Origin of the sequence: Loktanella sp. Alg231-35 (assembly GCF_900143545.1) — a bacterium.
Taxonomy (GTDB): Bacteria; Pseudomonadota; Alphaproteobacteria; order Rhodobacterales; family Rhodobacteraceae; genus Yoonia.
Genome location: NZ_FREV01000008.1, coordinates 110406 through 126428 on the forward strand (window position 1 = coordinate 110406; position 16023 = coordinate 126428).

The 16023-nt window shown below is 54.0% G+C and carries 16 protein-coding genes; 8 read left to right on the forward strand and 8 right to left on the reverse strand.

Annotated features, from left to right (window positions below; translation table 11 throughout):
* Nucleotide 1 precedes the first annotated feature (1 nt).
* Genes DHN10_RS17420 through DHN10_RS17435 form a run of 4 tightly spaced genes read right to left on the reverse strand, consistent with a single transcriptional unit; the run spans nucleotide 2 to nucleotide 5102 of the window.
* On the reverse strand, nucleotides 2-601 hold the full coding sequence (locus tag DHN10_RS17420) for a sarcosine oxidase subunit gamma (RefSeq protein WP_108816637.1): 600 nt from the start codon (nucleotides 599-601) through the stop codon (nucleotides 2-4).
* Nucleotides 594-3572: a sarcosine oxidase subunit alpha family protein gene (locus DHN10_RS17425; RefSeq protein ID WP_108816638.1), complete on the reverse strand. Its 2979-nt coding sequence runs from the start codon at nucleotides 3570-3572 to the stop codon at nucleotides 594-596. The genes DHN10_RS17420 and DHN10_RS17425 overlap by 8 nt, the downstream gene beginning before the upstream one ends.
* Nucleotides 3569-3835, reverse strand: coding sequence for a sarcosine oxidase subunit delta (locus tag DHN10_RS17430; protein WP_108816639.1), 267 nt, complete (start codon nucleotides 3833-3835; stop codon nucleotides 3569-3571). Before DHN10_RS17430 ends, DHN10_RS17425 begins: the two co-directional genes overlap by 4 nt.
* Nucleotides 3836-3845: 10 nt before the next feature.
* Nucleotides 3846-5102: a sarcosine oxidase subunit beta family protein gene (locus DHN10_RS17435; RefSeq protein WP_108816640.1), complete on the reverse strand. Its 1257-nt coding sequence runs from the start codon at nucleotides 5100-5102 to the stop codon at nucleotides 3846-3848.
* Nucleotides 5103-5125: 23 nt separating this feature from the next.
* Here DHN10_RS17435 and DHN10_RS17440 point away from each other — a divergent pair, with 23 nt between their 5' ends.
* From DHN10_RS17440 to DHN10_RS17475, 8 genes are all read left to right on the forward strand, one after another.
* On the forward strand, nucleotides 5126-6097 hold the full coding sequence (locus DHN10_RS17440; RefSeq protein ID WP_108816641.1) for a MurR/RpiR family transcriptional regulator: 972 nt from the start codon (nucleotides 5126-5128) through the stop codon (nucleotides 6095-6097).
* A gap of 150 nt (nucleotides 6098-6247) precedes the next feature.
* The gene (locus DHN10_RS17445; RefSeq protein WP_159087057.1) at nucleotides 6248-7645 is read left to right on the forward strand and encodes an MmgE/PrpD family protein; all 1398 of its coding nucleotides are present in this window, start codon (nucleotides 6248-6250) and stop codon (nucleotides 7643-7645) included.
* A complete protein-coding gene (dctP, locus tag DHN10_RS17450; protein WP_108816643.1) occupies nucleotides 7623-8621 on the forward strand; it encodes a TRAP transporter substrate-binding protein DctP in 999 nt (332 codons plus the stop codon). The genes DHN10_RS17445 and dctP overlap by 23 nt, the downstream gene beginning before the upstream one ends.
* A gap of 105 nt (nucleotides 8622-8726) precedes the next feature.
* Nucleotides 8727-9242: a TRAP transporter small permease gene (locus tag DHN10_RS17455; RefSeq protein WP_108816706.1), complete on the forward strand. Its 516-nt coding sequence runs from the start codon at nucleotides 8727-8729 to the stop codon at nucleotides 9240-9242.
* A 1-nt stretch (nucleotide 9243) separates the two neighbouring features.
* Nucleotides 9244-10545 carry a TRAP transporter large permease gene (locus DHN10_RS17460; protein WP_108816644.1) on the forward strand — a complete coding sequence of 434 codons (1302 nt, stop codon included), beginning with the start codon at nucleotides 9244-9246 and terminating at the stop codon, nucleotides 10543-10545.
* A gap of 11 nt (nucleotides 10546-10556) precedes the next feature.
* Nucleotides 10557-11309, forward strand: coding sequence for an alpha/beta fold hydrolase (locus DHN10_RS17465; protein ID WP_108816645.1), 753 nt, complete (start codon nucleotides 10557-10559; stop codon nucleotides 11307-11309).
* Nucleotides 11310-11381: 72 nt separating this feature from the next.
* The gene (locus DHN10_RS17470; protein WP_108816646.1) at nucleotides 11382-12398 is read left to right on the forward strand and encodes a D-cysteine desulfhydrase; all 1017 of its coding nucleotides are present in this window, start codon (nucleotides 11382-11384) and stop codon (nucleotides 12396-12398) included.
* Between the two features lie 83 nt (nucleotides 12399-12481).
* Nucleotides 12482-12922 carry a putative sulfate exporter family transporter gene (locus DHN10_RS17475; RefSeq protein ID WP_234417174.1) on the forward strand — a complete coding sequence of 147 codons (441 nt, stop codon included), beginning with the start codon at nucleotides 12482-12484 and terminating at the stop codon, nucleotides 12920-12922.
* Nucleotides 12923-13024: 102 nt separating this feature from the next.
* Here DHN10_RS17475 and DHN10_RS17480 read toward each other — a convergent pair whose 3' ends face one another.
* From DHN10_RS17480 to DHN10_RS17495, 4 genes are read right to left on the reverse strand one after another with little or no spacing between them, the layout of a single operon-like run.
* Complete coding sequence (locus tag DHN10_RS17480; RefSeq protein ID WP_199910711.1) at nucleotides 13025-13327, reverse strand: tyrosine-type recombinase/integrase; 303 nt, start codon at nucleotides 13325-13327, stop codon at nucleotides 13025-13027.
* Complete coding sequence (locus DHN10_RS17485; RefSeq protein ID WP_159087058.1) at nucleotides 13299-14240, reverse strand: alpha/beta hydrolase; 942 nt, start codon at nucleotides 14238-14240, stop codon at nucleotides 13299-13301. The genes DHN10_RS17480 and DHN10_RS17485 overlap by 29 nt, the downstream gene beginning before the upstream one ends.
* Nucleotides 14215-15417, reverse strand: coding sequence for a hypothetical protein (locus DHN10_RS17490; RefSeq protein ID WP_159087059.1), 1203 nt, complete (start codon nucleotides 15415-15417; stop codon nucleotides 14215-14217). Before DHN10_RS17490 ends, DHN10_RS17485 begins: the two co-directional genes overlap by 26 nt.
* Nucleotides 15354-15968 (reverse strand): hypothetical protein, encoded by a 615-nt coding sequence (locus DHN10_RS17495; protein ID WP_108816649.1) that lies wholly within the window; start codon nucleotides 15966-15968, stop codon nucleotides 15354-15356. The genes DHN10_RS17490 and DHN10_RS17495 overlap by 64 nt, the downstream gene beginning before the upstream one ends.
* Nucleotides 15969-16023: the final 55 nt, after the last annotated feature.

Here is a 16023-nt window from a genome sequence, read left to right on the forward strand (position 1 = left end):
TTCATAATGCCTTGTGAACTTCGAAAGGTGCGACGTCGATCCCAAAGCTCTGGGCCGCATCATAGATGTATTCATACACGCTAACGGCCCATGTTGTAGGCACAAACAGGTCGAATTCATGCTCTGCCGTGCGGTGAAACAACGTGCCTATGTGGTGGATACCGGACTGGCGAAAGTCGTCAGCGGGGAATGCGCTTGTACAAAAATCCAGTGCGGCCAGGCGTGACAGAACCTGTTCTACGTCCGGGCCGCTTAGGCAAAGGCGGCACCGGGCATGGCCAAGGTCAACATAGCCTGCTTTTTGGGTGTCCAGTTGTTGGCCACTTTGCGCAAGCACATCAGCGTCAGGGTGGTGCAATTGCACACGTTCGGGCGCGATCTTGAAGAGGGTGAACTCCCCGACAGCCTGTTTCGCGGTATTGGAAAGGGGGCCGGTCAGGTCATACACCCGTGACAATTCCTCAGAGAGATCTTCCCAACCAGCGATCTGAGCCACCCCGCCCAAGGATTTTTCGCATATCGAAACACCGGCGTTGTGCGACATACCGCCAAGGCGGCCAGGTTGCATCGCTGAGATCAGTGGTGAGCGTTGATCAGCCATTTTGCCGAACCCCTTTCGGATCGAAGAAATGCGGCGAGGTGACCGTTGCTGTCTGCGTGCCGGTCCCGAGAAAGTCGATGACGCGAACCTGCTGTCCGTGACGTTCACGGCCCTCGGCCAGGAACCCCAGTGCAATGTATTTCCCCAGAGCCGGAGAATAAGTTGTGGATGACACCCAGCCGAGGCCGTGATTGTCCGTGCTACCGGTCATGTCATAAAGAATGGACCCAGATTTCGCGCCGGTATCCCCTTGGATTTCCAGCCCGACGAGCGTTGGGCGGGTTTTATCCGCAAGCCGTGGCCGGTTGCGCAACACAGAGCCTACAAAAGGTTTTTTGCTTGATGCCATACCTTCAAGTCCAATGTCGTGCAGAGTGGTTCTGCCATCCAGTTCCGGTCCGGCAACATGGCCCTTTTCAATCCTGAGCGTGCCCATGGATTCCATGCCATAGGGACGAATGTCATAAGTGGCGCCATGTGCCATTATTTGGGCCCACAGATGATAGCCAAACTTCGCAGGCGCATAGACCTCATAAGCGAGCTCCCCGGAAAAGCTCATCCTGTGGATACGGCATTGGATGCCATCAATTATCGCTTTGACAAAATGATTGTTGGGCAAAGCTTCGGCGCTCAGATCAACAGTCTCAAACGCCGATGCCAACACATCCCGTGCATTTGGCCCGGCAACGGCCATGGCAGCCCATTGGTCGGTGACCGAGGTGACATGTACCTTCAGGTCCCGCCATTCGGTTTGCAACAGCTGTTCAGCCAGCGCCAAAACCTTGGCGGCATTGGCCGTGGTGGTGGTCATGAAATATTCATGCTCACCCAGGCGCGCGGTCGCACCATCGTCAAGAACGATCCCATCCTCGCGCAGCATCAGGCCATATCGAATGCGACCAACTTGCAAGGTCTTCCAACCGTTTACGTAAATCCGGTTCAGGAACTCGGCCACATCCGGACCCTGTACCTGAATTTTCCCCAAGGTCGAGACATCCACCATTCCGACATGATCACGTACATGAGAGGCTTCGCGCCGATAGGCCGCGTCTAGATCCTCGCCAGAATCAGGATAGTACCAGGGCCGCAGCCACAGGCCTGCCTGCATGATCTTGGCGCCGTTTTCCACATGCCAGTCATGCAGCGCCGAGCGCCGCGTTGGGGCAAAGTGGTGACCTGCATCATTTGCCGCCAGCGCCCCAACCGTTGTCGGTGTAAAGGGGGGGCGGAACGTCGTGGTTCCAACCTCTGGAATGGAGCTACCCAGCAATTCCGCCATGCGCGCAAGTGCGGGCATGTTCGACAGCTTACCCTGATCGGTCGCCATGCCGGTTGTCGTGTAGCGTTTAAGATGTTCCACCGAAACATAGCCTTCACGATGAGCCAGTTCGATATCGGACACCGCAACATCATGCTGCATATCAACAAAGGCTTTGCCTGTTGTTTTGCCGTTCGCACCAGTGATGCGCCAGACCGGGCTTATGTCGCGTACCCAATGGTCTGCGTCCGGGTTATCGGATGCCAGGTCTGGCATCACGCCCTTGACAGCCCCGGCTTTGGCTCCATCTGCGATGGTGTTCTGCAAGGTTCCGGCCGCCACCGCACTGCCCACGGGAGTGAGTGTCGGCAAAGCATCGGCGCTTGGTTTGAAACACCAGGCACTTTCATCAAAGACGGGTTTCTTTTGTCGATGGCTCCACAGGTTCAACACCGGGGACCACCCACCAGAGACAGCAATGACATCACAATCGACCTTGCGCGCGGCACCGCAGCTTTGCCCGCGCTCGTCCAGCGGAGCAATCTGCGCGCCCGATACGCGCTTCCGGCCCAACGCACAAAGAACCCCGTGCCCGGCCAAAACCGTTCCACCCGCCGCATCCAGACGTTTGGACAATCCATCGGGCGGCGTCCTGCGCAGGTCCGCCAATGTGACACTTGCCCCGGCCTGCGCCAGTTCGATTGCGGCACCATAGGCGCTGTCATTATTGGTCATGACAACGATCGAACGCCCTGCCAGCACGGCATAGCGATTGAGATAGCTGCGCACCCCGGATGCCAGCATGACCCCCGGCAAATCATTGTGACCAAAGGCCAGATGCCGCTCAATTGCACCGGTGGCCATGACCGCACGTTTGGCCCGAATTTGCCAAAAGATTTGCCGATGCTGATGCGGCGGAACCGTCTCCACGTGGTCCCAGAGCCGCTCGACCGCGCCATATACATCGCTGTCATAGGCACCAAAAACCGTCGTGCGTGTCAGGATTTTCACATTATCGAGCGCCGTCAGACGCGCGCGCATCTCGGCCAGCCAAGTATCGCTTTGACCACCTACGGGATTGGACAGCAAAGAGCCGCCCAGTTCATGATCCTGTTCGATCAGAAGAATGCGATCGCCGTTTTCTCCGGCGGCCAATGCCGCGGCCAGACCCGCAGGGCCGGCACCAATAACCAGCAGATCGCAAAAGGCATTGCTTGTCTGATAACTGTCAGGGTCCGGGGAATGGTCCCCTTTCCCCATCCCCGCCGCCTTGCGAATGAACTTTTCGCAAGTCATCCAGAAGCCGGTCCCTTTGAACGGACCCATGAATGTCTTGTAATAGAACCCTGCACCGAAGAATGGCGAAAGGTGCCGGTTCACAGATTGCAGATCGAACTTCAGACTTGGCCAGGCATTTTGCCCTGTTGCGTTCAGACCGCTATAGGCTTCAAGCGTTGTGGCGCGTGTGTTTGGTTCGGTTCGAGCACCGCTGCGAAGTTGCACCAGCGCGTTGGGCTCTTCCACACCGGCGGCGACAATGCCTCTAGGGCGATGGTATTTGAAACTGCGGGCAATAATCGCCTCATCGGCAGCCAGCAGCGCCGATGCCAGTGTATCGCCCGGATAGGCCTCGATGCTTCGCCCGTCGAATGTCAGCTGAAGTAAGGCGCTACGGTCAATCCGTCCACCCTCGGGTAGTCTACGCGCGCTCATGCTGAGACGTCCTTTGCCAATGAAGAACTGCTTATGTCATGGCTCACTGTATCGCGCTCCACGATCAACCATTGCCTGCAGCCCAGGACATGGTGCCAATATTCCTTGTGCGAGCCACGCGGGTTATCGCGAAAGAAAACAAAGTCCACCCAAGGCTTGGGGTCGGTCTCGTCCATCTTCGGGCGGCGCGCTGTCGCGTCTCCCAAATAGGTAAATTCTGTTTCGTCACGCAGCCCGCACACCGGGCAATTCAAACGGATCATCTGTTTCCCTTTACTGCAGGTTCGCCTGCGGCCCATGGGCCTTTTCATCGATCTGGTAGCCCTGTTCGAACCGGGATAATGTGAATTCGGCGTTGTCTTTGTGGGGCTCGTCCTTGGCGATGGTCCAGGCGAAACACCATCCTCCTGCGGGCGTGGCCTTGAAGCCGCCGTAACACCAGCCGCCATTCAAATAGAGCCCTTCAACGGGCAGTTTCGCAATGATCGGCGATCCATCCATCGTCATGTCCATGGCACCGGCCCAGTGCCGCAACAGGCGTTGACGCGAAATTGCAGGCACCAGGGATTTCGCGGCCGCCATTGTATGGTTCACAATTGGTAACCCGCCACGCTGCGCATAGGAGTTGTAGCCGTCCAGGTCGCCGCCCAAAACCAGGCCGCCTTTATCGGATTGGCTGATGTAGAAATGCGCTGCGCCAAAGCTGACCACATTGTCGATAAATGGCTTGATAGGTTCGGTGACAAAGGCCTGCAGTGCATGAGTCTCAATCGGTAACCGAACCCCGGCTTTTTCTGCAAGCACGGTGGTATTTCCAGCAACAGCCAGCCCGACTTTGGGCGCCCGAATGTCCCCCTTGGTGGTTTGAACCCCGACAATGCGATCATTGTCCCAAAGATATCCGAGAACTTCGCATTGTTGAATGATATCAACGCCTAGACGATCAGCTGCACGGGCATACCCCCATGCCACAGCGTCATGTCGCGCTGTACCGGCGCGACCCTGATAGAGCGCACCTACTATGGGAAACCGGGCGTTCTCGGAATAGTCGAGATATGGCAGGCGCCGCTGCACTTCTGCCCTGTCGATCAACTCGCCATCGATCCCATGAGCTCGCATGATGTTGCCGCGCCGTCGCAACCCATCCATCTGTGCAGGAGAATGCCCAAGATGAAACTGACCTCGTTGTGACATCATGACATTGAAATTCAGATCCTGGCTCAGGTTCTCCCACAACCGCATTGAGCGTTCATAAAACATCGTATTGCCGGGCAGCATATAATTGGACCTCACGATGGTCGTATTCCTTCCGGTATTGCCACCGCCCAGCCAGCCACGCTCGATCACTGCAACATTGTGAATATCGTGCTCTTTGGCCAGATAATACGCCGTTGCCAAACCATGACCGCCACCGCCTACGATAATGACATCGTACTGAGGCTTCGCCACTGGGTCGCGCCATGCGCGTGGCCAACCCCGGTTTCCGCCGAGGGCGTTTTTGAAAATTGAGAAAGCTGAATAACGCGCCATGTGGAAGAGTTCCCAAAGCTGGTATGCAAGATGGTCCAAACGCTATTATTATCAATTCAAAATATCAAGTGCTATATTTGACGAGAGCTGCAAACTTTCCCAATGTAGCGAATGCTACAGAATCAACAGGACCCCCTCGAATGACCGGAATAGTTGAGAAGCTCGCAGCAGAGCTCCCAAGCCTACCAAAAAAGCTGGAAGCCGCAGCAAAGTTCGCATTGGATAATCCCGACCAAATGGCCTTTGGATCTATGCGGGGTATCGCAAATCAGGTCGGAGTATCGTCTCCGACTATGTTGCGCCTGGCTCGGCATTTCGGTTATGACAGTTATGATGATTTCAAAGCGCTGTTTCAGGCGGAATTAGCCTCAAACAGTTTTGGTGCCCGGGCGGAAATTCTGATGGGGTCAGCCAAATCAGAGGGTGAAATTCCTCTGATCGCACAGCTTCGGACGGCAGCTCTCGAAAACATAAGCGCAGGTTTTCACCAAAATCCGGAGGAGACCCTGACTGGATTTGCCGAGAGCATACGAAGTTCTCGTACCACACATATCGTTGCAACAGGATCGATGGCCTGGATCGCCGCTCATATGGAAAATACAGGTGGGATAGCCTTTCCTGGGTTGCGCGCAACACGACCAGGTTTCGCAAGCGCAATTGAAACTCTCGGCTCACTGGAAGAAAACGATGCGGTACTTGGCATTGCTGTCGCACCTTACGCAAAAACCGCTATTGAGGCTATTCAGTATGCCCGAGAGATTGGCGTAACGACACTTTCGATCACTGACAAACGTAGTTCCCCACTGGTGGGATTATCCGATTATTGCCTGATCCTTCCGACTGAAAGCCCTCATTATTACCCATCTATTGTGTCAATCTGCGCAATGGTTGAGACAGTGCTGGCATTGGCAGTTGCTAACAGCAGGGGTGGCGCGGTTAACCGTATCGAGAAGGTTGTGGGGTTGCGAAAAAGAAGCGGGTCATATGTTGAATAGGGCCAGAAAACAAAATAATAGTATTTGACACATACCTAGAATAATTATAGCGTTTGCTCCATAACTACGCCGACTGGGAGGATTCGCGTGGCTGTGATCGAGCGATCAGACAAGCACCTTTTGGCCCAGAATCCCGCACATTTTGTAAAGATGACACTTGCGCGCCGGTTTGCACACTGGAGTGGCTCGCTTTGCCTAGAGGACGTACCCGATGGCGTCAGGATTTGCGCCCGTCGTGCAGCATTGGATACGTTAGGCGTAGCCGTGGCAGGTGCGGTTCATTCCAAAGTGAGGCTCCTTGGGCAGAGCATCGCCAAAATCCCAGGCAATTGCTTTGCTGCCACAGGACAACGCACTGACGCTATCGCGGCCGCCACGATCAACGGTATGGCGGCGCATCTGTGGGACTATGACGACAACAGTTACACTGGCATGATCCATGGATCGGCCATTATCCTGCCCGCGGTTCTAGCGGTTGCGCAGGAAACCGGGGCCAGTGATGACGACGCTTTGCTTGCGTTCATCATCGGCTCAGAGGTTGCGTATTGCCTTGGCGAGATATGCACCCATAGCCATTTCATGCAAGGTTGGTGGGCAACTGGCTCATGTGCGTTGATTGGTGCTGTTGCCGGCATCAGCAGACTATATGCGTTGGACGCAGAGGAAACTGCAAATGCCTTGGGAATGGCCGCTGTAAATGCGGGAATTCAAAGGGCTATCGCTGGCACGGACACCAAACCCTATCTATGTGGGAACGTGGCTGCTCAGGCGATAACCCTGACACGCGCGGCGCAGGCTGGTCTGACCGGCCCTCAGGACGCTTTTGAGCAGGAAAACGGATTTTTTGCCCTGTTGAACAGGGCGATCTTGCTATCCGAGCACGCAGAGACCCTGGGTGTACGCTGGCGGCTCGAAACTCCGGGATTGTTGTTCAAGACCAGTCCGGTCTGCTCGGCGGTGCATGCCATCATCGAAGAAACCGCTAAGTTACTGGAAGAGGGCGGAAAAACCGCAGATGACATCGAGACCGCCGTGGCCGAAGTGCCGGAACTCGTGCGGGCAAGCCTGGTATTCGGCGTTCCCGAAAGCGCCCAGCAAGCACAGTTTTCACTTCCCTACTGCTTTGCCTGCGCGGCCCTGCACGGAAGTGTCCGCCTTCAGGATCTCAGCCTCGCGGAACTGAACAACCGAAAGAAGCAGGACCTCATGCAACGCGTGACAACTCGCAACGCTGATGACCTGTCAACACCCCCAGAAAGCGTCGATTTCCCGGAAAGTGTGCGCCTCACGATCACGTTCAAAGACGGACAGACGATCACGGGCTTTTGCGGCGAGGCATTCGGCATGCCGAACCGCCCTTTGGCAAATCACGATTTGCAAAACAAATTCAATGATTGCCTTGCCTTCGCGGGCAAAACCCAAATTGCACCGGATCTGAATGAATTCAGCCTCGTCGGGCTGGCTGATCAGATCTTTTTCTCACTCGGTTCCAACCACAAAAACTCAACCCAACAAGGAGACCCAAATGAAACTGCTGAGCAAACTTAAGATGGCCACTTCCGTGGCGGTGCTTGCTGCCGGTGTTGGCGCAGGAGCGGTCAACGCCGAAGAGCTGATCCGGCTGTCCACTTACGTGAACGAAGTCGATATTCGCCATGACGGTTTTCAGCATCTGGCTGATCTCATTGCTGAAAAGACCGAAGGCCGGGTCAAGATGGAGATCTTTCCGTCTGCCACACTGAACGGCTGGAGTGAAGGCATCGATGCGGTACTTGGCGGCGTCGCGGATGTCAGTCACATTTCTTATGACGATCGCCTGCCTTGCTATCGCGCGGGTGCTTTCTATCCCGCATCGGTCAGCCTGGAAAACCAGATCGAGCTGGATGCCGCGATGACAGAAATCCTGGCGGCCGAAGCGGCCGAGGCCGGGCTGATCAACATCTTCTCCTCCAACTATTCGTTTGATCAGGAATGGTGGTTCGAAGAACCGAACGTGGACCTAAGCAACCTGAACGGTCTTCAGATCAGGTCCATTGGACCGCTGGTCAGCCATATGATCGAGGCCTGGGGCGGCAGCCCGGTTTTCGTGTCACCCAAGGAGGTTTTTCAATCGGCCGAACGCGGCGTCGTGGATGGCATCAACATGGGCGTGGCAACCTATAGTTCCTGGAAGCTGTGGACGGTTCAACCGCACATGATCAACGCCAATTTGTTCTACGGCAATGTGATGTATATGATGAACAAGTCCAAATTTGACGGGTTGAGCCCCGAAGACCAGCAAGCGATTCTGGATGCTGGCCGGGAAACCGAAGCCTGGCTGAAGCCGCAATACGAAGCCTGGGTGAACGAATCTGTTGGCAATGCGGTGATGAACGGGGGCGGTTCGGCCCGCTCGTTGAGCGCCGAAGAAAGCGCTGCACTTTTGGCCTCGGTCCAACCTTTCTGGGACGAAGAGCTGAACAACACTTGTGGTGTCGAGACGGCCGACAAAATCCGTGCTTTGCTTGCTGAACACGCGAACTAAGCGAAATGTGAGCACACGCCGGCCTGTTTCGCTACGGGTCGGCGAGTTGCAGAAAACCTTCACGGATTGATTTGGGGGCTTCTGCTACAGGGCGAAGGAGAATTCATGGAACCGAAACACTCAAAGGCCGATCCGATTGAGAAGTTGGGCCCAATGTTAGCTGCCGTGGGGGCCGTCATTGTGGTGATCCAAACCGTTTGGGTCTCCTACGGTGTGGTCATGCGCTACGTATTCAACAAACCAGACCAGATCGTTACGGAGGCGACGGCCCTGATGTTGGTTCCCTGCGCCTTTCTCGGGCTGGCCTATGCCATGCAACAGGATGCTTTGCCCAAAGTCACAATGATCGTTGACCAGTTTCCAAGAAAAGCCAAACGTGTTCTGGGCCTTCTGAACCAATTGATCATGCTTCTGGTCGGGGGGTTCTTTGCCTATTCTGCGGTATCAGCATTTTTTCGAGCAAATAAGTCCGGCGCCGCATCCGAAGTGCTTAGTTGGCCTCGCGCCTGGTTCTGGGCGCCGACAGCCCTTGCCTTGATCGTCTTTTGCATCGTTTTGGCTGGAAAAATCTGGATCACTTTCAGCGGAAAATCCGACCCTCACTCACATCAGGAACGTTAACATGGAATGGTATCACGTTGGTGGCGGCCTGCTGGCATTGCTCATGATTTTTATTTCTTTGGGGCTGCCTTTGCCCTTTGCTCTTGCGGCTGCGTCATTGCCATTTCTGTGGTTAATCCAGGACTTCAGCACGTCTCTTATCAGCACTGAACTGAAGATCTGGGGCGTATGGGTGGATTACATATTGCTGGCCGTGCCGTTGTTTGTCTTTCTTGGGGAATTGATTGCCAGGTCAACCATTGGTCCCAACCTTTACCGTTTCATGCATCAAGGCGTGCCCCTGCGCGGATCGGCGGCATATGGCAGTATCGGCGCCTGTGCCGGATTTGGAGCTGTTTGCGGCTCCAGCATGGTGGGATCCCTGACAATCGGAGGGGTGGCACTGCCGGAGATGCTCAAACTTGGCTACGGCAAACGCCTGTCCGCCGGCGTACTGGCTGCGGGCGGTACATTGAGCGTTCTTATCCCTCCAAGTCTGATCCTCCTGTTCTATGGCATTGTTGTGGATGTCTCGATCGGTGATTTGTTTATTGCGGGTATCCTGCCGGGTCTGGCGCTAACAACAATGTTTGTCATTGTTGTTGTGATCTGGGGCATAGCCAGCCCGGACTCAATTCCGAAAGTTGACAAAGCGCTGCGCATGCCCTTGTTTGAAATTCTGGCCGCAGTGCTTCCGGTGCTGGTCATCGGGCTGGTGATCACGGTGTCGATTTATGCAGGAATTGCGACCCCGACCGAAGCCGCTGCAATTGCTGCCTTTCTGACATTTGTCATCGCTGTCACCATCGGCGGGCTGCGGTGGGAAGGGCTAAAAGGCGCTTTGATGGCGACCATGCGGACCATGGGATATCTTGGCCTGTTGCTTTCTGCAGGTACGCTTTTTGGTTTTGTCCTGACCTATCACCGGGTTCCGCAACAATTCACCGAAGCGTTCCTGATGCTGGAACTGGCACCCTATATGGTTCTGGCGATGGTGATCGCGTTTTACCTGATCGTCGGGATGTTCCTGGAACCGGTATCCATCACATTTATCACGTTGCCCACGCTGTTCCCCCTGATCGACTCTGTCGGCTATGACCTGATCTGGTTTGGGATCATCTACACGATTACGATGGAGATCGCTGTTCTCACACCACCGGTGGGGCTGAATTTATACGTCATACAGGGCCTTGCGCCGAAAGAAGTGGACCTCAAAGATGTGATCCTTGGGGCACTTCCGTTCATCGCCGCACTGGCCGTTCTGATCGGCCTGCTTTTGGCCTTCCCGCAGATCGCGCTCTATCTTCCCGGACTTGCGAGTTGAGTGAACATCGGATGTTGAACTATCACCGCAACGGAACCGGCCAGGCACTGGTCATGCAGCATGGCTTTTATGGTGGCGGCGGGTACTTCGCGCATCAGGCGGCAGCGCTTGGTCATATGTATGATGTCATCGCGCCTGATTTGCCGGGATTTGCCGGAAGCAACGCTGTGGATGCGGTTTCGACAATAGAAGCACTTTCAATCGCACAGGTCGGATTGCTGGATGAGTTGGGCATCGACAAGTTCCACCTGCTTGGGCATTCGATGGGCGGGATGGTCGCACTTCAAACCGCATTGGACCATCCCGACCGGGTACAGAAACTGGTCCTGTATGCCACCAACAGCTCGGGCAATTTGCAAGGTCGGTTCGAGACCTTCGATGAAACCAAGGCCCGTGTCCGTGCCGAGGGCGTCGATGCGGTTGCCCGGAAAGTCACAGCGACTTGGTTTGCCGAGTATGAGCGCGCACCGATGTTCCAGTTCTGCCTGTCTGCTGGTGCGGGCGCAGCACGCGCCGCCATCGAGGGGGCGTTGGAGGCATTCCAGAAATGGGATGTCAGCCATCGGTTACACGAATTGCAGATGCCGGTGCTGGTGATCAGCGGCGACAAAGACCGATCTTATTCAGTTGATGGGCTTGTTCAGCTGACCAAAGGGATCGAAAACGCCGAACTGTGCCTTTTGCCCGGCGGGGCACATTGCGTCCATCTTGAACAATCCGATGTCTTCAATTCTGTCCTTGCTCGGTTCTTTTCCAAGCGCTGACCATTTCTCATCCATCCCTACATCTCGGCCACATTGGCTCTTCCTGTCAGATCTCCCGAAAGGATCTCTTCAATGCACCTTGCTCGTTTCCCCCGCCGCTTTCTTGCCCACCTTCCCACGCCGCTGGAACGGATGGACCGCCTCAGCAAAGAATTGAATGGCCCGGAAATCTGGATCAAGCGCGACGATTGTACCGGCCTTTCCACCGGCGGCAATAAAACCCGAAAACTGGAATTCCTGATGGCCGAGGCCGAACTTCAGGGTGCCGATATGGTGATGACCCAAGGCGCAACGCAGTCAAACCATGCGCGCCAGACTGCGGCCTTTGCCGCCAAACTAGGCATGGAGTGCCATATCCTTTTGGAAGATCGTACCGGATCAAACAACGCGAACTACAACAACAACGGCAACGTCCTGCTTGACCATCTGCACGGCGCCACCACGGAAAAGCGCCCCGGTGGCCTAGATATGAACGCCGAGATGGAAGCCGCCGCCGACAAGCTGCGCGCAGATGGCAAAAAGGTCTATACCATTCCCGGTGGTGGCTCGAACCCCACGGGCGCTCTTGGATACGTGAACTGTGCTTTTGAAATGCTGTCACAAGTGAACGACAACAATACCAGAATTGACCACATTGTTCACGCCACCGGCAGCGCAGGCACACAAGCGGGCCTGATCGTCGGCCTGAAGGCGATGAATGCACAAATCCCTCTCTTGGGTATTGGCGTTCGGGCACCAAAACCGATGCAGGAAGAAAACGTTTACAACCTCGCCTGTGCAACCGCTGAAAAGCTTGGCTGCGCAGGGGTTGTGCAGCGCGAAGACGTCGTTGCAAACACAGACTATGTTGGTGAAGGCTACGGTATTCCCACCGAAAGCGGCATCGAAGCCATCCAGATGTTTGCCGAACTGGAATCGATCCTGCTTGACCCCGTTTACTCTGCCAAAGGGGCGGCCGGTTTCATTGACCTGATCCGCAAAGGACATTTCAAGAAAGGCGAACGTGTCGTCTTCCTGCACACAGGCGGGTCTGCGGCCCTGTTTGGCTATGATACTGCGTTCGACTTCACCGGTCGCTGGGTTGGCTAACGCCAGATCTTGAATACTGGCGCGCTTGGGCTTGCTCCAGGCGCCTTCCGCCTTCTGCAAATTTCACTGCTCAGGTGCGAACAATGATATCGCAGATCAAATCCCTATGGGACACCCATTTTGGCGGCGCGCTGTTGGTGTGCGTGATTGCCGCCGCCGCAACCATTTTGTCCGAGCATTACGGCGCGCCTGCGATGCTATTTGCCCTGCTGATCGGGATGGCATTCCACTTTCTTTACGACGATCAAAAATTCACGCCGGGATTGGAGTTCTCGGCCAAAACCCTGCTCCGGCTGGGCGTTGGTCTGCTGGGGCTGCGCCTGAGCATCGGTGATGTAGAGAATTGGGGTCTTGTGGCTGTCGCCGCAGTAGGCGGATTTGTCATGGCGACACTCGCCCGCGGAGCGGTCCTGTCTTTCATGTTTGGGCGTCGGTTGGCTTTCGGACTTTTGGCCGGGGGCGATAGCCATTTGCGGGGCATCCGCAGCTCCGGCCATTGCTTCGGTTCTGCCAGCACGCGGTGATCGGGAGCAGGACACGCTCTTCGTGGTCATCGGTGTTACCGCGCTTTCGACAATCGCGATGGTTGCTTATTTGCAGCATAGATATCAGTCGTACCAACTTGCTCATGACCCAATCAAAGTACCACTCCGCTCTATGAGCCATTGGTTTAACAAAGACACCATTTGCGCGGTGATCGGTGTGATCCGCATCTTGCGGCCTTTCCCAACGCAACTGATGTGCGCGCCGGAGCCAAGATGAAGGTCACCAATATCGAGGTTGATGATCTCGGACATGCGCATCCCGGAGTCAGCGGCGAGCGTAAAGAACACCTTATCACGTCTGCCGGTCCAACTGTGGCGGTCCGGAGCAGCCAGCAGCACCATCAGTTCCTGTTCATCAAGGAACGTATTGCCGAAAAAATGCACAAATATCCTGAATTACCATTTTACTGATGTTTGGTCGTTCACAGAGCAGATCGTGTTTCGCATCATTAACGATGGTGAATGCACCATCTCGCCAGTTAGACATTCGATCTTCTATTGATTTTCGACCAACGGTTACATCATATTTGCCGACAAAAGCCGAGCAGGGAACTTCAGGAGACCGGATATTAGATAGTCTATCACACTCAGTTAACCCTTCATAAAGCCACCTCATGCTCGGTGCCCCTATATGAGCCTCGGGGAACAGGGTCGCCTGCCTGATAAAATATTCGTACATAGGTCGATCATTCGTGATTGAGTTGCTCTCAAATGATCTATGGAGAGCGTAACTGTTTCCTTTTTGAGATTTAGTATACATCTCACCTAGGCCGGCCATGACTGCAAGACGTGACAACGGCTTAGCTAAGGACTCCAGAAACGAAGGAACCGCAATACTCCACATTGGAGCGGTGAACGCACCTGCAACGACTGGAATACCATCAATCAATGATCGCAAACCGATGTTGCCGCCCATCGAATGTCCAAATAAATACCACGGTTTGGGGAGATTCAGTGATCTTGCCGCTTCTATCATTGCGACAACATCTTTCTGATAGTCCGAAAAGTGACGAACATGGCCGAGATGAGCGTCCGAAGCCACTCTGTCAGACAGTCCCTGACCTCGCCAATCTATTGAAAATATGGCAAATCCTTGTTCCAGAAAACTAGGAAGGGTTCTTCCGTATTTCTCGATAAACTCAGCGCGTCCAGTAAAAAACAAAATCGTTCCGTTAACCGCTCGTTCGTCACACCACATACCGACCCGAAGGCGAACCTTGTCTTCAGTATTGATCCAATAGGCAGCCCCAACTTCGTCGGACTCAGCCACTTCATTGTTTAGCGGGGCTATTTCCATGATGTGTCTCATCCAAGACGAAGTTTCTACCGCGATGGGTCAACACGCAATAAGCCGTCACGACTATCGAAAGCAACAGCAATAGTGAAAAACCCTTCACTTGGCCAACGCTGAAAAAGTTAACTAGTAAGAGAACCACAACAATCAGCCACCTGCCCCATGGGGCATATGTCTTGGGGTAACGTTCAGAAAAGTCGCCTCCATCGTCCAGAAGTGCTTTGGCGCTAAAATAGATATACAAAAAAACACCGGCGATTACCGAGGTGAATATGATGGTTGAAAACTGACTCAATGAATACCCGACGATGATATTATCGTGCTGTTCGGAACTCTCAAATACCTGAATAAAATCAGTGTAAAGCCACGTTAGGATATCCTTACTGCTAACAGAAATGTACATCGCATAGAGTTTTATGCTTGTGCTAATCCAAAGGGCTAGAATCGTTCCTAAGAATATGTTTTCGACCAGCCTCACGCCAACAAATCGCATTTTCGCAGCGTCACTTGCCCTGATCATGTTGGTGTTTTCTTTGAAGAGATCAGAAAAATCCGACCAAACGGCGTACAGAAACACAAAACCGGCGTTTAGAAAGAAGAACACGAGCGCGGCAAAGAAAATGTAAATTCCTGATAGGGACAATGCGGCTCCCACAGACATAATATCCGGCCGCGCTAAAATGATTATGGGCCAGCTTACCGCTATATTCCCTAGTTCATTGCGCAAAATTGGTATCAGGTAGCCACCCACCCATTGTAGAAGGAAAACAAAGAATGCGCTGATAGCTATGGCGAGCCAAAGAAGTATCGACAGCGAACTAACCTTCTCTAACCAGCCCTCATGAGGGCTTCGTCGCCCGCCGTTCAAAAATAACGTGCGGGCATCAGTTTTCCAAAAGTTAATTGTTCGTGACACAGTCATTAAGAAAAAGGGTAGCAGAACTAGATCATGGATAATCCAGCTTGGACTCCAAATGTATCCGACCTGCTTATTTGTCCCATCCGGGGTCGTGTAAGTTACACTTAGAACACCTAATACAGCTGCAAGAAACAGGATACCCGTCAGCCAAAACCAAACCACCACCGATGGAGTCACTGGGTCAGCGAAAAGTACCTCTAGCTGTGCTGATATTTGGCGTTTTCGACGTACCTTGGGTGGCTGGATGCTGGTATCGCGCACTTCGTCACGTTCATTGTGAGCATGAGTGGATTGATAGCCGTCAACTCCGTCGCTGTCCGAGTGCTGAACATCGGATTTTCTGAGAAACCCTGTTTCGTGGTTTTTGTCCTAGGCCCAATATCTCTGGTTACGTCTGCTGTTTCGACGCGCTGGCTTTCCTTTCCCTCAAAGGATGTGCTCCCACCTTCACAGTTACGGCCCTCGATGAAGACCCTACGAGCGGATAGAAGAGCTGTTTGCCAATCGGAAATCTCATCCGGGCTACCGCACCCAAATATTTGCGCCAACCAACGGCAGTTCGTTGTGCTAATATTTCGCTTGTTCTTGCTATCAAACCAATACTGTACGGTGCGAAGATCTACAGATGCGTCGGGGTGATCGATCTCCGAAATCGCATTTGCTAATGTGTTGGGTGTCCATTTGTTCTTAGGAATACCCTTTGAATCGACGATTTGACCGATACCTCTTTCAACGGCATACAGAAACAGCTCTTTGATGTCGCGCCCGTCTGACGGCGGCACCTCATAAAGCTTTCCACGCTTAATCAACATTCACAACCCTGCGCATTGTTGCGTCCTCGATTCAACGGTTGCTCTTCAGAACTCA

Bases quoted from the DNA above. Each gene is read 5' to 3' on its own strand.
- DHN10_RS17465 (WP_108816645.1), top strand. From the start codon at position 10,557: ATGTTGAACTATCACCGCAACGGAACCGGCCAGGCACTGGTCATGCAG.
- DHN10_RS17440 (WP_108816641.1), top strand. From the start codon at position 5,126: ATGCAAGATGGTCCAAACGCTATTATTATCAATTCAAAATATCAAGTG.
- dctP (WP_108816643.1), top strand. From the start codon at position 7,623: ATGAAACTGCTGAGCAAACTTAAGATGGCCACTTCCGTGGCGGTGCTT.
- DHN10_RS17460 (WP_108816644.1), top strand. From the start codon at position 9,244: ATGGAATGGTATCACGTTGGTGGCGGCCTGCTGGCATTGCTCATGATT.
- DHN10_RS17445 (WP_159087057.1), top strand. From the start codon at position 6,248: ATGACACTTGCGCGCCGGTTTGCACACTGGAGTGGCTCGCTTTGCCTA.
- DHN10_RS17420 (WP_108816637.1), bottom strand. From the start codon at position 601: ATGGCTGATCAACGCTCACCACTGATCTCAGCGATGCAACCTGGCCGC.
- DHN10_RS17425 (WP_108816638.1), bottom strand. From the start codon at position 3,572: ATGAGCGCGCGTAGACTACCCGAGGGTGGACGGATTGACCGTAGCGCC.
- DHN10_RS17455 (WP_108816706.1), top strand. From the start codon at position 8,727: ATGGAACCGAAACACTCAAAGGCCGATCCGATTGAGAAGTTGGGCCCA.
- DHN10_RS17470 (WP_108816646.1), top strand. From the start codon at position 11,382: ATGCACCTTGCTCGTTTCCCCCGCCGCTTTCTTGCCCACCTTCCCACG.
- DHN10_RS17430 (WP_108816639.1), bottom strand. From the start codon at position 3,835: ATGATCCGTTTGAATTGCCCGGTGTGCGGGCTGCGTGACGAAACAGAA.
- DHN10_RS17485 (WP_159087058.1), bottom strand. From the start codon at position 14,240: ATGGAAATAGCCCCGCTAAACAATGAAGTGGCTGAGTCCGACGAAGTT.
- DHN10_RS17495 (WP_108816649.1), bottom strand. From the start codon at position 15,968: ATGTTGATTAAGCGTGGAAAGCTTTATGAGGTGCCGCCGTCAGACGGG.
- DHN10_RS17435 (WP_108816640.1), bottom strand. From the start codon at position 5,102: ATGGCGCGTTATTCAGCTTTCTCAATTTTCAAAAACGCCCTCGGCGGA.
- DHN10_RS17475 (WP_234417174.1), top strand. From the start codon at position 12,482: ATGATATCGCAGATCAAATCCCTATGGGACACCCATTTTGGCGGCGCG.